The following is a 16,259-nucleotide window of genomic DNA, read 5'->3' as shown; positions in this document are numbered from 1 at the left end:
CGTCAGGCCCGCGCGATCCGCGGGTCGAGCAGCGTCTGCAGCACATCGACCAGCAGGTTGAGCAACACGAAGAACAGCGCCAGCACCAGGATCGTCCCCTGCAGCAGCGGCAGGTCGCGCTGGAAGATCGCGGAGTTCAGCAGAAAGCCGGTGCCGGGCCACGAGAACACCGTCTCGATCAGGATCGAGCCGCCGAGCAGGTAGCCCAGCTGCAGGCCCATCACCGCGAGTGCCGTAGGCGCCGCGTTCTTCACCATGTGGCGGAACACGCCGACATGCGTGAGGCCCTTGGCGCGCAGCCCGACGATGAATTCCTGGTCGAGGATGTCGGCCACCAACGCACGCACGGTGCGCGCGATGATGCCCATCGGGATCACCGACATCGTGAGGGCCGGCAGGATCAGGAACTGCAGGTGCTCCCAGTCCCAGTCCCAGTCGCTCGAGCCGCCCGGGCCCGCGCCGGTGGCCGGCAGCCACATGAGCTGCGACGAGAACACGATCACCATCACCATGCCCAGCCAGTAGTGCGGCACGCTCACGCCCAGCACCGACAGCATCGAGGCGAAGCGGTCGAGCCACGAATTGCGGAAGTAGCCCGCCACGAAGCCGAACAGGCAGCCCAGCACGAAGCCGATAAAGGTCGCCACCACAGCGAGCCGCAGCGTGTTGCCCACAGCCGTGAGCACCTCGCCTGCGACCGCGCGGTTGCTCGCGATCGAAACGCCCAGGTCGCCATGCAGCGCGCGCCAGACCCACATCGCGAACTGCTCGGGCAGCGAGCGGTTGAAGCCGTAGAGCTCCCGCAGCTGTGCCTGCAGGTCGGCCGAGGCGTCGGGCGGCAGGATCGACACCAGCGGATCGCCGGGCGCGATGTGCACGAGCAGGAAGCACACGAGCGCCACGCCGATCATGATCGGCACGGCGTAGACCACGCGGCGCAGCAGATAGGCGAGCATCAGTCCATCGTCATGGTTGCGATGTCGATGAACCAGCTTTTCGGCTGCACCACGTTCTTGACCTTGGCCGACAGCGCGCGCGGACCCACGTCGTGCGCGATCCACACGAACGGCGCGTCGTCCACGATGTGCGCATGCAGCCTGGCGAGCGCGGCGTCGCGCGCCTTGTCGTCGAAGCTGGTGCGCGCATCGGCCACCAGCTTGTCGACCTCGGCGTTGCCGTAGTAGCCCCAGTTGTTGGACACGGGCGGGAAGGTCTTGGTGCTCACGAAGCGCACCATCGCGAAGAAGGGGTCCATCGCCGCGAAGCTCACGTTGGTTGCGTTGGCGCCGTTGGCCGACGGGTCCTTCACGCCCTTGCGCCAGTTGGTGAAGAGGGTGTTCCATTCGATCACGTCGAACTCGACGTCGAAGAAGCACTGCTTGAGCGACTGCTGCGCGAACTCGTTCATCGGCAGCGGCTGCATCTGGCCCGAGCCCGAGGCCGAGATCTGCACCTTCACCTTGATCGGCTTGGCGGCCGAGTAGCCGGCCTGCGTCATCAGCGCCTGCGCGGCCTTCACGTCGTACCTGATGTCGAACTTGGGGTTGCCCCACCACGGATGGCCGGGCGGCACCGTGCCCTTGGGCTCGGCCATCATGCCGCCGAGCAGCTGCTTCATGCCGCCGCGGTCGATGCACAGGTTGGCGGCCTGGCGCACGCGCTTGTCGAGCCAGGGCGAGCCTTCGGCGAACGACAGCTGCCACGGCCACACATGCGGCTGCGCGTTGGAATAGATCTTGAAGCCGCGCTGCGTGATTTGCGGCATGGCGTCGGGCGCGGGGGCCTCGATCCAGTCGACCTGGCCGCCCAGCAGCGCGGCGGTGCGCGCGTTGGCCTCGGGCATCGGCAGCATCACGACCTTGTCGATCTTCGGCACGCGCTTCGCGTCCCAGTAGGCCTTGTTGGCGGCCAGCTCCAGGCGCTCGCGCGCCACGAAGCGCGTGACCTTGAACGGGCCCGAGCCCGCGGGGTCGGCCGCGAAGGCGGTCCAGGCGGCCTTGGACTTGTCGGCGGGCGTGGCGCCGGCCGCGGCGTCGAACTTCTTCTGCCACTGCGCGGGCGAGGCCATGAACAGATTGGTCAGATTGATCGGCAGGAAGGCGTCGGGCTCGCTGGTGCTGAGCTCGACTGTCAGGTCGTCGATCTTGCGCGCGGTGCGCAGCGTGGGCATGCGCGAGGCGGTCACGCCGACCTGGCTCGGGTCGAACTGCGGGGCGTCCTTGTCGAGCACCTTCTGCACGTTCCAGATGACGGCATCGGCATTGAAGGCCGAGCCGTCGTGGAACTTGACGCCGGGGCGCAGCTTGAAGACCCACTTCGTCTTGTCCTTGGCATCCACCGCCCACGAGGTGGCGAGGCCGGCAATCAGCACGCTCGGCGCATCGGCCTTGGAGAGGTCCCATTGCGTGAGCGAGTCGTAGATCGGGATGCCGGTGAAGCGGTTGCCCTCGAAGCCCTGGTCGGGCTGGCCCAGCGTGCGCGGAATGTCGGCCGCGGTCATGGCGATGCGCAGCGTCTTCTCCTGGGCCAGGGCCGGCGTCGCGAAGGCCAGGGCGGCGAGCGCCGCGCAGGCGGCCAGGGGTTTCAGGGACAGGGCAGGGGCAGCACGCTTCACATGGAACTCCGGTGTAGATGGCAAAAGAGCGAAAGAAACGCTCAAGCACGACATGTGCCAACCAGCGCCCAAAGCAGCGATGCGACAATTCCCATGCCATGACAGACACCCTCACGATCACCCGCCCCGACGACTGGCACCTGCACGTGCGCGATGGCGCCGCCCTCGAAGCCGTCGTGCCCCACAGCGCGCGCCAGTTCGGCCGCGCGCTGGTCATGCCCAACCTGCGCCCGCCCGTGACCACCGCGGCGCAGGCCATGGCCTACCGCGACCGCATCCGCGCGGCGGTGCCGCAGGAGACGGCCTTCGAGCCCGTGATGTCGCTCTACCTGACCGACAGGCTCCCGCCCGAGGAAGTCGCGCTGGCCGCCGCTGCCGGCGTGCGCGCGCTCAAGCTCTACCCGGCCGGTGCCACCACCAACAGCGATGCCGGCGTGACCGACATCCGCCACACCTACAAGACGCTCGAAGCCATGCAGAAGCACGGCCTGCTGCTGCTGGTGCATGGCGAGGTCACCGACCCGGCCGTCGACCTGTTCGACCGCGAGGCTGTCTTCATCGATCGCGTGATGATTCCGCTGCGCCGCGATTTCCCCGAGCTCAAGGTGGTGTTCGAGCACCTCACCACCCAGGAGGGCGCCCACTACGTGCGCGATGCCGGCCGCTTCACCGCAGCCACCATCACCGCGCACCACCTGCTCTACAACCGCAACGCCATCTTCACCGGCGGCATCCGCCCGCACTACTACTGCCTGCCCGTGCTCAAGCGCGAGACGCACCGCGTGGCGCTGGTCCAGGCGGCCACCAGCGGCAGCGACCGCTTCTTCCTGGGCACCGACAGCGCGCCGCACCCGGCCCACCTGAAGGAGCATGCGCTCGGCTGCGCCGGCTGCTACACCGCGCTGACCGCCATCGAGCTCTATGCCGAGGCCTTCGACAACGTGGACGCGCTCGACAAGCTCGAAGGCTTTGCGAGCTTCCACGGCCCCGACTTCTACGGCCTGCCGCGCAACAGCGGCACTATCACGCTGAAGCGCGAAAGCTGGACCCTGCCCGAGACCGTGCCCTACGGCGACGCCACGCTCAAGCCGTTGCGCGGTGGTGAAACCATCGCCTGGAGACTCGCATGACACCCACCCCGCGTGTGATGCTGCTGATCGATGCCGACAACGTCTCGGCCGACGTGATCGAGCAGGCCGTGCAGCGGACCCTGGCCGAGCACGGCGCGGTCCATGTGCGCCGCGCCTACTGCAACGCCGAAACGGCGCTCAAGCAGCAGGCGCTTTTCAAGCGGCTGTCGGTGCGGCCGATGGTCAATCTCTCGGCCGGCAAGAACAGCACCGACATCGCGCTGGCGGTCGATGCGCTCGACCTCGTGATTGCCGAGCGCCCCGACGTGGTGGTGCTGGTGTCTTCCGATTCCGACTTTGCGCCGCTCGTGATCCGCCTGCGCGAAAAGGGCTGCCGCGTCTGCGGCCTGGGCCAGCAGGGCAAGACCGGCGAAGAGACCGTGGCGGTCTACGACGAGTTCACCGACCTGCAGCATCACGGCGCGCCGATCGCGCCCCGCACCGCGCCGGCAAGGAAGGCCGCGGCCAAGGTGGCCGCGAAGCGTGCGCCGGCCAAGACGCAGAAGACCGACGAGAGCGCGGCCACCCCGGCCCGCAAGACCGCTGCCAAGACGCCCGCCAGGGCCCCGGCCCGAAAGACCGCCAAGGCAGCGAAGCCGCCACAGGCGCAGCCGCCTTCCGAGGCCGCCGAGTTCATCCTGCGGGCGGCGCCTGCGCTGCGCAGCGGTGCCGACGTGCCGCTCAACGACGTGGCCCAGGCCCTGCGCGCGGCCGGGCTGCTCGGCAAGCACGGCAGTTCGCTCAAGCTGTTCGACAAGCTCCCGGCGGAGTTCGCCGTGCTGCAGCACCCCGACCGCATCCGCTGGACCGGAGCCGCCGCGCCTTGAGCCTGGCGGCGATCGACTGGGCGCAGCCCTGGTTCGCGCCTTATCGCGCCATCGGCCAGGCGGCGGCGCAGGCGGCGCTCCACACCTCGGTCGCAGCCGCGCTGCAGCAGGAAGCGGCGCCAGGTTTCAGGCCCGCCTTTGTGCCCCAGTCGGAGCTGCCCGCGGGACAGGCCTATGAGGCCCACATCTTCCAGACCGGCACCGTGCCGACGCGCGACAACCTGCACGACTTCTTCAACGGCCTCGTCTGGCTCGCTTTTCCGGAGGCCAAGCGCCGCCTCAACGAACTGCAGGCCGCCGAGATCGCCCGCGCGGGCGTCGGCGCCACGCGCGGCCCGCTGCGCGACGCGCTCACGCTGTTCGACGAGAACGGCGCCGTGCTCGACGCGCCTGAGCCGCTGTGGCGGGCGCTGGCCGCGCGCGACTGGCACACCCTTTTCGTGGCGCAGCGCACGTTGTGGCCCGAGGCGCGCCTGTGGGTGTTCGGCCATGCGCTGCTCAAGAAACTCGCGACCCCGCGCAAGGCGCTCACCGCGCATGTGCTGCTGCTTCCGCCGCCGGCTGCCGGTGGATCGGCGGCGTTCGACGACCGGGCGCTGGCGCGCAGCCTCGTGCCGGAATACCTGGCGCAAAAACCCTTTGTTCCGCTGCCGGTGCTCGGCGTGCCGGGCTGGTGGGCCGGCAACGCGGCGGCGAATTTCTACGACGATTCCAAGGTCTTCAGGCCCGGCCCGTAGAACTTTTGCTCCTATCATCGCTCTACCCGCGAGCCGCGGTGCGGCTCCTCCAGAACCCGAACGACACAGGAAGAGCACCATTTTCTGCACGGCTTGAAGGGGGCCATCCGGTCCTCATCTATGCGGCAGCATTCCCCACGGAGAATTCAACTTGAAACGTATCCTTCTGTTCGTTTTGACCAATGTGATGGTCGTTGCAGTGCTCGGCATCGTCGCCAGCCTGCTCGGCGTCAACCGCTTCCTGACGGCCAACGGGCTGAACCTCACGGCACTGCTCGGCTTCGCGCTCATCATGGGTTTCGGCGGCGCGATCATTTCGCTCTTGATCAGCAAGCCCATGGCCAAGTGGACGACCAAGCTGCACATGATCGACAACCCCCAGTCGCCCGATGAGGCCTGGATCGTCGGCACCGTGCGCAAGTTCGCCGACAAGGCCGGCATCGGCATGCCCGAGGTCGGCATCTTCGAGGGCGAGCCCAATGCCTTCGCGACCGGCGCCTTCAAGAACTCGTCGCTGGTGGCGGTGTCCACCGGCCTGCTGCAGGGCATGACGCGCGAAGAAGTCGAGGCCGTCATCGGCCACGAGGTGGCACACATCGCCAACGGCGACATGGTCACCATGACGCTGATCCAGGGCGTGATGAACACCTTCGTCGTGTTCCTGTCGCGCGTGATCGGCTATGCGGTCGACAGCTTCCTGCGCCGCGGCGACGACCGTTCGTCGGGCCCGGGCATCGGCTACTACGTGAGCACCATCGTGCTGGACATCGTGCTGGGCTTTGCCGCCGCCATCGTGGTGGCGTGGTTCTCGCGCCAGCGCGAATTCCGCGCCGATGCCGGCGCGGCCGCGCTCATGGGCCAGAAGCAGCCGATGATGAACGCGCTGGCCCGCCTCGGCGGCCTGCCGGCCGGCGAGTTGCCCAAGGCGGTGGAAGCCATGGGCATCACGGGCAGCATCGGCAAGCTCTTTGCCACGCACCCGCCGATCGAAGAGCGCATTGCGGCGCTGCAGAACGCACGCGGCTGATCGATCGATCCGCGCTGCAACGGCAAAAAAAGCCGCCACGGTTCGCCGTGGCGGCTTTTTCTTTGGGCCGGCGCGGGCGCGGGCGCGACGGCCGGGCGATCAGGCCGCCGGAGGCGCCGGCTGCCGGTCGGCCCGTGCGCGTGCGAGCGTGCGGCCCACTTCGTCGGCATCCATGCCGTACATCTCGGCGAACTCGTGCTCGCTGCTGCGGCCGCTGGCCTCGAAGGCGCGCAGCAGCGCTTCGCGCTTGGCGGCCTGCCGGGCCAGTTCGGCCAGCGCCTCGTCGAGCACGGCGTTGGTTTCTTCGTCGCGCGAGCGCACCAGCACCGCATAGGCCTCGCGGTCGAGGCCCGAGGCTTCGACGGCGCGGGCGATGCGCGCCACCAGCTGCGGGCGCAGGTCTTCGCCGCTGCGCTGGGCGCGGCGGCGGTGCAGCTCGAGGATGGCGTGGTGCACATGCTCGGGCGCAACCGGCTCGACCACGTTGCCGTCGAGATCGTGGCGCGCAAGGCCCGCCGCCACTGCTTCGAGGTAGCGCGTGGAGCGTGCGTGCAGGCCCAGGGCGACCTTCAGGTCGTCCTTCTTGAAATCGTCCGGGTGCTTTTCGAGCAGGTCCTGGAACACGCCGAGCTTCAGCGGCAGAAAGCGCGCGCCGAACATGTTCGGATACAGCTCGAACAGTTTTTCCAGCGCGGGGTGCACCTTGCGCGCGCGCTGCGGCTGTTGCTGCTGCGCCGCCTGCTTCGGCTTCTGCTGCTTTTGCTGCTGCTGCCGTGGCTGGCGCGGCGCGCGCGGCGACCGGGGCGGTCGCCCATCGGCGTTCGGCTGCTGCTGCTGCGGGGCGGCGCCCTCGGCTTCCGCCGGCTGGACTTCCTGGATTTCTTCTTGGGGCGTGGCGGTGTCGGTCATCGGTCGGTTCTTGTCAGGTTGGCTGGCAGCGGCGGGAAAAAAAGATTCCGCGCGTTCAGCGCGGGCGGAACATCTTGAACAGATTGTCGGGGCTGATCTCGAAATAGTCGGCCGGGCCGCCGCCGCGCAGGATGGGCTGCGCCGCGGCGGTGTCGTAGATGCCGTTCTTCAGCAGGTGCCGCGCGATGTGCACGCCCACCACTTCGCCGAGGATCAGCCAGGTGGGTACCGGCACGCCGTCCACGCCTTCGAGCTGCAGCAGCTGCGTGAGCCGGCATTCGAAGGACACCGGGCTCTCGGCCACGCGCGGCACCGCGATGTGGCGCGACGCCGCGGGCGTGAGGCCGGCAAGCTCGAACTCGTTCACCTCGGGCGGCACGGCCGCGCACGACCGGTTCATCTGCTCGGCCAGCGGCCGGGTGGCCAGGTTCCAGCCGAACTCGCGCGTCTGGCGGATGTTGTGCAGGCTGTCCTTGGCGCCGATGCTCGCAAAGCCCACGATGGGCGGCGTGTAGTTGAAGGCGTTGAAGAAGCTGTAGGGCGCAAGGTTGAGCGCGCCGTTCTCGTCCTGCGACGAAATCCATCCGATCGGCCGCGGACCGACCATCGCATTGAACGGATCGTGCGGCAGGCCGTGGCCCTTGGCGGGCTCGTAGAAGTGGAAATCGTCGTTCGGCACGGGTCGTGGCTCCTTGTTTATGTCCCGGTGACGCTGCGCGCCACCGCTTCGGCCACCTTGATGCCGTCGACGCCGGCCGACAGGATGCCGCCCGCATAGCTCGCGCCTTCGCCGGCGGGGTAGAGGCCGCGCACGTTGAGGCTCTGGAAGTCATCGCCGCGCGTGATGCGGATCGGCGAGGAGGTGCGCGTTTCCACGCCCGTGAGCACCGCATCGTGCAGGTCGAAGTCCTTGATCTTGCGACCGAAGGCGGGAAAGGCTTCGCGCATCGCCTCGATGGCGTAGGCCGGCAGCGCCTGGTGCAGGTCGGTCGGCGTGACGCCGGGCTTGTACGACGGCACCACGCTGCCGAGCGCGGTCGAGGGCTTGCCCGCGATGAAGTCGCCCACCAGCTGGCCCGGCGCGCGGTAGTCGCCGCCGCCGAGCACGAAGGCGTTGGATTCGAGCTCGCGCTGCAGCGCAATGCCAGCGAGCGCATCGCCCGGCGTCTCGGGCGTCCATCCGGGAAAGTCGCGCGGATCGATGCCCACCACGATGCCCGCGTTGGCGTTGCGCTCGTTGCGCGAATACTGGCTCATGCCGTTGGTGACCACGCGGCCCGGCTCGCTGGTGGCCGCGACCACGGTGCCGCCCGGGCACATGCAGAAGCTGTAGACCGAGCGGCCGTTGCTCGCGTGGTGCACCAGCTTGTAGTCGGCCGCGCCGAGCAGCGGATGGCCCGCATGGCGGCCCCAGCGCGCGCGGTCGATCAGGCCCTGCGGATGCTCCACGCGAAAGCCGATGGAAAAAGGCTTGGCCTCGATGTGCACGCCGCGCGCGTGCAGCATCGTGAAGGTGTCGCGCGAGCTGTGGCCGAGCGCCATCACCACGTGGTCGGCGCGCAGTTCGCTGCTCGTGCCGGTGGCCTGGTCGAGCACGGTGAGGCCGCGAAGATGTTTGCCGTGGGGGCCGTCTTCGATCTGCACATCGGTCACGCGCTGCTCGAAGCGGATCTCGCCGCCCAGCGCGACGATCTGCTCGCGGATGTTCTCCACCACTTTCACCAGCTTGAAGGTGCCGATGTGCGGATGCGCGACGTAGAGGATTTCAGGCGGCGCCCCGGCCTTCACGAACTCTTCCATCACCTTGCGGCCGAGGAAGCGCGGGTCCTTGATCTGGCTGTAGAGCTTGCCGTCCGAAAACGTGCCGGCGCCGCCTTCGCCGAACTGCACATTCGACTCGGGGTTGAGCACGCTCTTGCGCCACAGGCCCCAGGTGTCGCGCGTACGCTGGCGCACGGTCTTGCCGCGTTCGAGCACGATGGGCCTGAAGCCCATCTTCGCGAGCATCAGCGCCGCGAAGATGCCGCAGGGGCCGAAGCCGATCACCACCGGCCGGGGCGCGCCTTCGGGCGCATGCGCGGGCGGCGTGTAGCGCATGTCGGGCGCGAGCTGCATGTGCGGATGGCCGGCATGCCTGGCGAGCAGGGCGGCTTCGAGCCCGGCGTCGGCCAGTTGCACGTCGACGATGTAGACCTGCAGCAGCTGCGGCTTGCGCGCGTCGAAGCTGCGCTTGAACACCTTGAACTCGCGCACGCTGGAAACCGGCGTGTCGAGGGCGGTGGCAATGGCTTGGGGGAGCGCCGCGTCGTCGTGGTCGAGCGGCAGTTTGATTTCGGAAATTCTCAGCATGTCGGTGTGGCTTGTGGTTATCAAGCAGACCGCAGATTTTACGCGCCCAGGGCGCTATGAAAGAGATAGCTGTCAGTTCGGGAGGAAGCCTTCAACCGAGAGGTAGCGCTCGCCGGTGTCGTAGTTGAACCCCAGCACCACCGCATCGGCCGCCAGCGTGGGCAGCTTCTGCGCGATGGCCGCGAGCGTGGCGCCGGAGGAAATGCCCACGAGCATGCCTTCCTCGACCGCGCAGCGGCGGGCCATCTCGCGCGCCGGTTCGGCGTCGACCTGCAGCACGCCGTCCAGCAGCGAGGTGTCGAGGTTCTTCGGGATGAAGCCCGCCCCAATGCCCTGGATCGGGTGCGGCGAGGGCTGGCCGCCGGAGATGACGGGCGAGGCCACCGGCTCCACCGCGAACACCTGCAGCTTCGGCCATTTCTTCTTGAGCACCCGCGCCACGCCCGTGATGTGGCCGCCGGTGCCCACGCCGGTGATCAGCACGTCGATGCCTTCGGGAAAGTCGGCCGCGATTTCCTCGGCCGTGGTGCGCATGTGCACGTCGATGTTGGCGGGGTTGTTGAACTGCTGCGGCATCCACGCGCCCGGCGTGCCGGCCACGATTTCCTCGGCGCGCGCAATGGAGGCCTTCATGCCGCCCGCGCGCGGCGTCAGGTCGAAGGTGGCGCCGTAGGCCAGCATGAGGCGGCGGCGCTCCACCGACATGCTGTCGGGCATCACGAGGATCAGTTTGTAGCCCTTGACGGCCGCGACCATCGCCAGGCCGATGCCGGTGTTGCCCGAGGTGGGCTCGACGATGGTGCCGCCGGGCTTCAGCGCGCCGGATTTCTCGGCGTCTTCCACCATCGACAGCGCGATGCGGTCCTTGATGGAGCCGCCGGGGTTCGCGCGCTCGGACTTGATCCACACCTGCTGCTTCGCATTGCCGAACAGGCGGTTGATGCGGATGTGCGGCGTGTTGCCGATGGTCTGGAGGATGTTCTGGGCCTTCATGGGATCTCCTTGGGCTTTTATCGGGGCAGGGCGGGTCGGTCGAAGCGCCATTGTGGAGCGGACGGCCGGCGCTCGCGAGGGTATCGAGCGATAATCCCCTGCGTGAAGCACGCCAGACCGCCGCTGGTGCAAGCCCGCAAGGGGCGACGCCGCAAGGCGCCGCGTCGAAAGACCGCACTGGAGGAACGTCCGGACTGCACAGGACAGCGCAGGAGTTAACGACTCTCCACCGTGAGGTGAGGATCAGAGCAACAGAGACGAGCCGATTGAGTTCGGGTGAAACGGGCAATCTCTGCGCGCAGCAACACCAAGTAGGCCAGTATCGAGGTGGTTCCGCTGAGCTGGCGGGTAGGTGGCATCGAGCCGTTTGGCGACAAGCGGCCCAGAGTAATGGCGGTCACGTTGGGGGCAACTCCAACGCACAGAATCCGGCTTATCGGCGGGCTTCACACTTTTTTCTTTCCCTGGCGGCCGCGGGCCGCCAGCGGGCTCAGCGCGTGAAGAGCCAGCCGCCCCTGGGCTGGCGCATCAGTTCATGCCGCCGGACCGAGCGTTCCTCGCCGTCGTCGCCCACGTACACCACGTCGAAGCGCAGCAGCTTCGGCGAGACCATCTTCCAGTTCTGGATGCGCTTGACGGTCACGCAGGCGGTCTTGTCGTGGTACTGCATCTCCGCCATCGGCCCGCCCTGGAAGCCGGTGCCGTCGAACAGCCGCCCCGGCGCCGCGAATGGGTTGAGCACGGCGCCGTTGCGCGCGGTGATGCAGGCTTCGGTGCGCACGAAGGATTCGATGGTGGGCGCGGCGCTTCGCACCACCTTGGCCACGGCCGGCGAAGGCGGCTTGGTGACGATGGCCTCGCGGATGCGCTCCACCTGCTCCTCGGTGATCGGCGCGAGCCCGCTGGGCGACACGATCGGCGGCGCAGCCGCGGGCGGCGGCGGCGTGTAAGAGGGCAGCAGGGGTGCCAGATAGCTGCAGCCCGCCAGCGCCAGAGGGGCGATGCAGGCGAGTGCGGCAATCCTGGTTCCGAACTTCATGGTTGTGTCTCCTGTCGTCGATTCCTCTTCGGGCCTCTTTCGTGCCTCTTCTTCGATGTCAAAAGCGTTCGTGCGGCGAAAGATAGCGCCACTGGCCGGGCTCCAGCCCCGCCAGCGGCACGCGGCCGATGCGGATGCGCCGCATGGCCAGGATGCGCAGGCCGGCTTCGTCGCACAGGTGCGCGATCTGCCCGGGCCGCGCGCCCTTGAGCGCAAAGCGCAGGCCGGTCTGCTCGTCGGCCTGGCGGCCGATGCTCACGCGCGCGGGCGAACGCTCGAAGCGCACGAGCTGCTCGGGGCTGACCTTGCCGGCCACGTCGACCATCACCTCGTGCTCGAGCACGCCCGCGTCCTCTTGCAGCTTGCGCTCGATGCGCCATTCCTGCGTGTAGACCACGAGCCCGCTGGCGCCGGTTTCCAGCGGCGTCATGCAGCGCTGCGCCTTGGCGTGCACCGGCAGGAAGCGCATGCCCGCGCGCTCGGGTTCGTGGTGGTTGGCGGCCACCAGCAGCCGGTGCGCGGTGTCGGTGGCCATGCCGGCGGGCTTGTGCAGCAGCAGGGTGACGGGCACCACCGGCTCGGGCTTGGCGCCGGCCTCGATCTCGACCTTCTGCTGGTCGTGCACGCGCGACTGCGGCAGCAGCGCCGGCACGCCGTCGACGCGCACCGCGCCGTTCTCGATCAGCAGTTCGGCCTCGCGCCGCGAGCAGCCCGCGAGCGCGGCCACGCGCTTGGCCAGGCGGATGCCTTCGTCGGAAGCGCCGCTCATGGCGCAGATTCCAGTTGCCGGATGCGCGCCACGTGCGCGGCCAGCGACCGGGCCGCCACCGGCCACATGCGCTCGGGCACGTCGTCGTAGGCCAGCGGCAGCCAGTCTTCCGGCGTGCCCTGGGGGAGCCTCTGCATGGCCGCGGCGATCTTGGCTTCGCGCTTCAGGCGGTGCGCCTTCAGTTGCGCGATGGCGCTGCGCGCGCTGCCGATGACATGGCCGTGCGCGGGCAGGATGAAGTCGATGCCGCCGGCCGCGCAGGCCGCATCGAGCTTGTCGAGCGAATCGAGATACGCGTTCATGTTGCCGTCGGGCGGGTCGACCACCGTGGTGCTGCCGTTCAGGATGTGGTCGCCGGAGAACAAGAGCCCGTCTTCCTCGAGCACCAGGCAAAGGTGGTTGGCCGCATGGCCCGGCGTGTGGATGGCGCGCAGCGTGTGGGTGATGGGCGTTCCTTCGGCCGTGGTGCCCGAGAGCACCAGGCGTTCGCCGTCGCGCAGTTCGCGCTCCGCGGCAAAGCGCGCCGATGAACGCGCGGTGGGCGCCGAAGAGAGCCCGAGGATCGGCGGCTTCGTCTTGCACAGCGCCTGCAGCGGTGCCGCGCCGGGCGAATGGTCGGCATGCGAATGGGTGCACACGATCATGCGGATGTTTCCTTCGGTGGCGCGCCGGAGCCGGGCGATGTGGCCCGCGTCGTTCGGGCCCGGGTCGATCACGAGGTAGCCCGTGGCCGGGTCGCCCACGATGTAGCTGTTGGTGCCCGGGCCGGTCATGGCGCCGGGGTTGGGCGCGGTCAGGCGCTGCACGTTTTTGAGCAACGGCACGGCGCGCTCGCTCTGCCAGTCGAGCGCATGCAGCAGCTGCCCGTCGGGGCAGACCAGCGCGAGTTCGCCGTAGGGCGAATCGCTTTCCATGTAGCGCGCGTCCTGGCCGCCGAGCAGGCCTGCGCGCGGGCAGCTGGTCCACAGCGGCTGTTCAGTGCCGCCCTGGGGAGCGCAGGCCTGCAGCACCGCGTCCACGCTGGCATAGGCCGCGAGCCGCTGCAGCGTGCGCACCGTCGGAAAGATCATGAAGAAGCTGCCCGCCGCATGGCGTGCCAGCGCATCGGCCGGCCGCACCCAGCAGGGCTCGAACTGCTCGCTCTCGTCGGCCGTGGGCGTCTGGCCCTCGGGCATGCGCGCCACCAGAAAGGGCACGTCGAAGCGCTTGGGCAGGTCGCGGTCGGTGATCCAGTGCGCGAGGCTGAACACCTGGTCGCAGGCAAGCACCAGCCCGCGCGCGGCACATTGTTCGGCAAAGGAAACGGGCGACGTGGTGCTGCGGTCCATCGATGCGATGTCCTCCGCAGTCACGGGCCGGCCGTCGGCATGGCGCGCGAGCAGCACGCCAAGCTCCTCGAAGCCTTCGCGGATCGCGGCAATGGCCTGCGTCAGCTGCAGGCTGCTTTGGGTGGGCCGGCGTGCGGCAATGCGGCTGGCGGCTTCGTCGGCTGCGTCGATCAGCCCGCCGGGGAACACATAGGCGCCTGGCGCGAAGCTTGCAGTGCCGGAGCGGCGCGTCATCAGCACTTCGATGCCGGCCTCGGAATCGCGCAGCAGCAGCACGGTGGCTGCCGCGCGCACGGGCGCGGGCTCGCGTGCGGGGTGGAGTTGTTGGGTGGGGCGGACCATGCGGCGATTATGGAGAGATCGTTCGATGCGGTTGCGCGCCGCATAAGCTCATACCGGATCGGGCATGAACCGCGCGCCACAATCCCGGGCTGCACCGCCCGCATCGAGGAAAGACAGTCATGATCCATTCTCCCTTTTCGCACCACCTGAGGTTCTCGTCGTCGTTCTTCGCGCGGCGCTTCCGCCCGATGCTGCTGCTGGCGGGCGCCGCCCTCGGTGCGGCCGCATCGTCCGCTGCCTTTGCGCAGGGCGACTGGCCGCAACAGCCGGTCACGCTGATCATGGGTTTTCCGGCCGGCTCGGGCGTCGACGTGGTGGCCCGTGCCATCCAGGAGCCGCTCGCCCGGCAACTCGGAAAGCCCGTGATCATCGACTACAAGTCGGGCGCGGCCGGCAACATCGCGAGCGAGTACGTGGCCCATGCCAAGCCCGACGGTTACACGCTTTCGTTCGGCACCGCCGCCACGCATGGCAGCAACGCCGCGCTCTACAAGAAGCTGCCGTTCGACGTGGAGGCCGACTTCGTGCCTGTGGCGCCGGTGCTCGACGTCTCGAACGTGCTCACCATCAACCCGGACGTGATCAACGCCAGGACCTTGAAGGAGTTCGTCGAACTCGTCAAGGCCAACCCCGAAAAGTACAACTATGCGTCTACAGGCAACGGCGCCGGCACGCACATGGCCTTTGCCGAATTCAATTCGCGCCTCGGCCTGAATATGGTGCACGTGCCCTACAAGGGCGGGCCCGAGGCCATCACTTCCGTGGTGCGCGGCGAAACCTGCTGCATCATGAACCAGGTGCAGACGGTGCTGCCGCACTACAAGGCCGGCAAGGTGCGCCTGCTGGGCTTGACCACCGCGGCGCCGGTGGCCGCGGTCAAGGAGGTGCCCACCATCGCCTCCAGCGGCCTGCCCGGCACCAAGGGCTTCGACAGCTCGATCTGGTTCGGCATCTTCGCGCCCAAGGGCACCGATGCGCAGATCGTCGACAAGCTCAACGCTGCGGTGAAGGCGGTGCTCGAGCAACCCGAGATCCGCGAGCGCTTCGAAAGCCAGGGCAACACCGTGCGCATCGAATCGCCCGCGCAGTTCAGGAAGACGGTGCATGACAACCGCGTGAAGTGGGCCGAGGTGGCCAAGGCCGCGAACATCAGCATCGACTGAGGGGCCGTTTCGGCTGCGGACTCGAAGGGCCGCGGCGCGCGGGCACTGTCATCGCGACCACGCCCGCCATGATGCACGCGAGCCCGGCCCACGCGGTGGGCGAAAGCGCCTCGCCGAGGAACACCACGCCAATCATCACGCCGACGGGCACGCGCAGGTAGGCCTGCGCGGCGGTCGACATCGGCCCGAGCGTCTTGATCAGCCGGAAGTAGATCGTGAAGGCAAGGGCCGTGGAGAGCACCGCGAGCGCCAGCACGGCCATCATCGACGCGGCCGAAGGAGCGAGCGTCCACGGCCTGTCGAACGCGAGGCTCGCGGGCAGCAGCATCGCCGCGCCGCAGAGCAGCGAACCCGCAGCGGGCACCATCGGGTCCAGCCCCTTGAACACGCGGCCGAACATCGCGGCGCAGCCATAGCAGACGGCCGCCGCCACCAGCCCGATCTGCGCGAGCAGCGAATGCCCGAGCCCGTGCAGCGCCTCGAAGCCGACGATCAGGCAGATGCCCGCCAGCCCCGCGCCCACGCCGAAGAGCCGGCGCAGCGTCGGCTTCTCCGCGCCGCCCATGCCGAGGCCAAGCAGGAAGATGAAGATCGGCGAGGTCGAGTTGAGGATGGTGGCGAGCCCGGCATCCACGCTGCGTTCCGCCCACGCGATGAGCGTGAACGGCAGCACGCTGTTGAGGCAGGCCTGCAGCGCGAAACGCCCCCACATCGCGGGTTCTCTGGGCAGCCGCACGCCGCGCAGGCGCAGCAGCGCGAGCAGCAGCAGGCCGGCAATCAGCGTGCGCGCCGCGATCAGCGTCACGGGCGGCAGCGTCTGGACGCCGATCTTGATGAAGGTGTACGAGGCGCCCCAGCAGGTGGCGAGCAGTGCGAGCAATGCCCATTCGAAGGAAACGTGGGGAGCGGGCTTGCCGGCCGTGGCGAGTGGGGTCGTGTGCATGGTGCGCCGATCATCGAGAGTTCGCGGGGCGGACACTTCGGCCGGCAACGAAACGTGCGCGTGATGACCAGAGGTCCGAATCTGGGTAC

15 protein-coding genes and 1 other RNA gene are annotated in these 16,259 nt (G+C 68.6%); 6 read left to right on the top strand and 10 right to left on the bottom strand.

Annotation, left to right across the window (positions count from 1 at the left end):
- Positions 1–2: 2 nt before the first annotated feature.
- Entirely contained in the window at positions 3–956 is a 954-nt protein-coding gene (locus tag QFZ47_RS08915) for an ABC transporter permease (protein ID WP_307655299.1), read from the bottom strand.
- Positions 956–2,614: an ABC transporter substrate-binding protein gene (locus QFZ47_RS08910; protein WP_307655298.1), complete on the bottom strand. Its 1,659-nt coding sequence runs from the start codon at positions 2,612–2,614 to the stop codon at positions 956–958. The genes QFZ47_RS08915 and QFZ47_RS08910 overlap by 1 nt, the downstream gene beginning before the upstream one ends.
- Before the next feature lie 98 nt (positions 2,615–2,712).
- Between QFZ47_RS08910 and pyrC the strand changes: the two genes are divergently transcribed.
- The 4 genes from pyrC to htpX all read left to right on the top strand — a co-directional run bounded on the left by pyrC (position 2,713) and on the right by htpX (position 6,335).
- On the top strand, positions 2,713–3,744 hold the full coding sequence (gene pyrC / locus QFZ47_RS08905) for a dihydroorotase (RefSeq protein WP_307655297.1): 1,032 nt from the start codon (positions 2,713–2,715) through the stop codon (positions 3,742–3,744).
- The gene (locus QFZ47_RS08900; protein WP_307655296.1) at positions 3,741–4,571 is read left to right on the top strand and encodes an NYN domain-containing protein; all 831 of its coding nucleotides are present in this window, start codon (positions 3,741–3,743) and stop codon (positions 4,569–4,571) included. Before pyrC ends, QFZ47_RS08900 begins: the two co-directional genes overlap by 4 nt.
- Positions 4,568–5,308 carry a DUF3025 domain-containing protein gene (locus QFZ47_RS08895; protein ID WP_307655295.1) on the top strand — a complete coding sequence of 247 codons (741 nt, stop codon included), beginning with the start codon at positions 4,568–4,570 and terminating at the stop codon, positions 5,306–5,308. Before QFZ47_RS08900 ends, QFZ47_RS08895 begins: the two co-directional genes overlap by 4 nt.
- 151 nt (positions 5,309–5,459) lie before the next feature.
- Positions 5,460–6,335, top strand: coding sequence for a protease HtpX (gene htpX, locus QFZ47_RS08890; RefSeq protein WP_307655294.1), 876 nt, complete (start codon positions 5,460–5,462; stop codon positions 6,333–6,335).
- A gap of 99 nt (positions 6,336–6,434) precedes the next feature.
- Here htpX and QFZ47_RS08885 read toward each other — a convergent pair whose 3' ends face one another.
- The 4 genes from QFZ47_RS08885 to cysK all read right to left on the bottom strand — a co-directional run bounded on the left by QFZ47_RS08885 (position 6,435) and on the right by cysK (position 10,586).
- Entirely contained in the window at positions 6,435–7,244 is an 810-nt protein-coding gene (locus QFZ47_RS08885) for a ProQ/FINO family protein (protein WP_307655293.1), read from the bottom strand.
- A gap of 55 nt (positions 7,245–7,299) precedes the next feature.
- Positions 7,300–7,923 carry a flavin reductase family protein gene (locus tag QFZ47_RS08880; protein WP_307655292.1) on the bottom strand — a complete coding sequence of 208 codons (624 nt, stop codon included), beginning with the start codon at positions 7,921–7,923 and terminating at the stop codon, positions 7,300–7,302.
- Between the two features lie 17 nt (positions 7,924–7,940).
- The gene (locus tag QFZ47_RS08875; protein ID WP_307655291.1) at positions 7,941–9,593 is read right to left on the bottom strand and encodes an NAD(P)/FAD-dependent oxidoreductase; all 1,653 of its coding nucleotides are present in this window, start codon (positions 9,591–9,593) and stop codon (positions 7,941–7,943) included.
- Between the two features lie 72 nt (positions 9,594–9,665).
- Complete coding sequence (gene cysK / locus QFZ47_RS08870; RefSeq protein ID WP_307655290.1) at positions 9,666–10,586, bottom strand: cysteine synthase A; 921 nt, start codon at positions 10,584–10,586, stop codon at positions 9,666–9,668.
- A 104-nt stretch (positions 10,587–10,690) separates the two neighbouring features.
- Here cysK and rnpB point away from each other — a divergent pair.
- Positions 10,691–11,038: RNase P RNA component class A (gene rnpB, locus QFZ47_RS08865), an RNA gene on the top strand.
- Between the two features lie 38 nt (positions 11,039–11,076).
- Here the strand turns inward: rnpB and QFZ47_RS08860 are convergent.
- The 3 genes from QFZ47_RS08860 to QFZ47_RS08850 are packed head-to-tail and all read right to left on the bottom strand — an operon-like array spanning position 11,077 to position 14,064.
- Complete coding sequence (locus QFZ47_RS08860) at positions 11,077–11,625, bottom strand: hypothetical protein (RefSeq protein WP_307655289.1); 549 nt, start codon at positions 11,623–11,625, stop codon at positions 11,077–11,079.
- A gap of 58 nt (positions 11,626–11,683) precedes the next feature.
- Entirely contained in the window at positions 11,684–12,394 is a 711-nt protein-coding gene (locus QFZ47_RS08855; RefSeq protein ID WP_307655288.1) for an RNA pseudouridine synthase, read from the bottom strand.
- On the bottom strand, positions 12,391–14,064 hold the full coding sequence (locus tag QFZ47_RS08850; protein WP_307655287.1) for an MBL fold metallo-hydrolase: 1,674 nt from the start codon (positions 14,062–14,064) through the stop codon (positions 12,391–12,393). The genes QFZ47_RS08855 and QFZ47_RS08850 overlap by 4 nt, the downstream gene beginning before the upstream one ends.
- A gap of 119 nt (positions 14,065–14,183) precedes the next feature.
- Here QFZ47_RS08850 and QFZ47_RS08845 point away from each other — a divergent pair, with 119 nt between their 5' ends.
- The gene (locus tag QFZ47_RS08845; RefSeq protein WP_370880575.1) at positions 14,184–15,227 is read left to right on the top strand and encodes a Bug family tripartite tricarboxylate transporter substrate binding protein; all 1,044 of its coding nucleotides are present in this window, start codon (positions 14,184–14,186) and stop codon (positions 15,225–15,227) included.
- On the opposite strand, the gene QFZ47_RS08840 is transcribed toward QFZ47_RS08845, so the two are convergent.
- Positions 15,214–16,170, bottom strand: coding sequence for a DMT family transporter (locus QFZ47_RS08840; protein ID WP_307655286.1), 957 nt, complete (start codon positions 16,168–16,170; stop codon positions 15,214–15,216). The two genes, QFZ47_RS08845 and QFZ47_RS08840, sit on opposite strands and share 14 nt — an antisense overlap.
- Positions 16,171–16,259 lie beyond the last annotated feature (89 nt).

The organism is Variovorax paradoxus (genome assembly GCF_030815975.1).
Lineage (GTDB): Bacteria > Pseudomonadota > Gammaproteobacteria > Burkholderiales > Burkholderiaceae_C > Variovorax > Variovorax paradoxus_N.
This window is presented reverse-complemented; position numbering and strand designations above follow the sequence as displayed.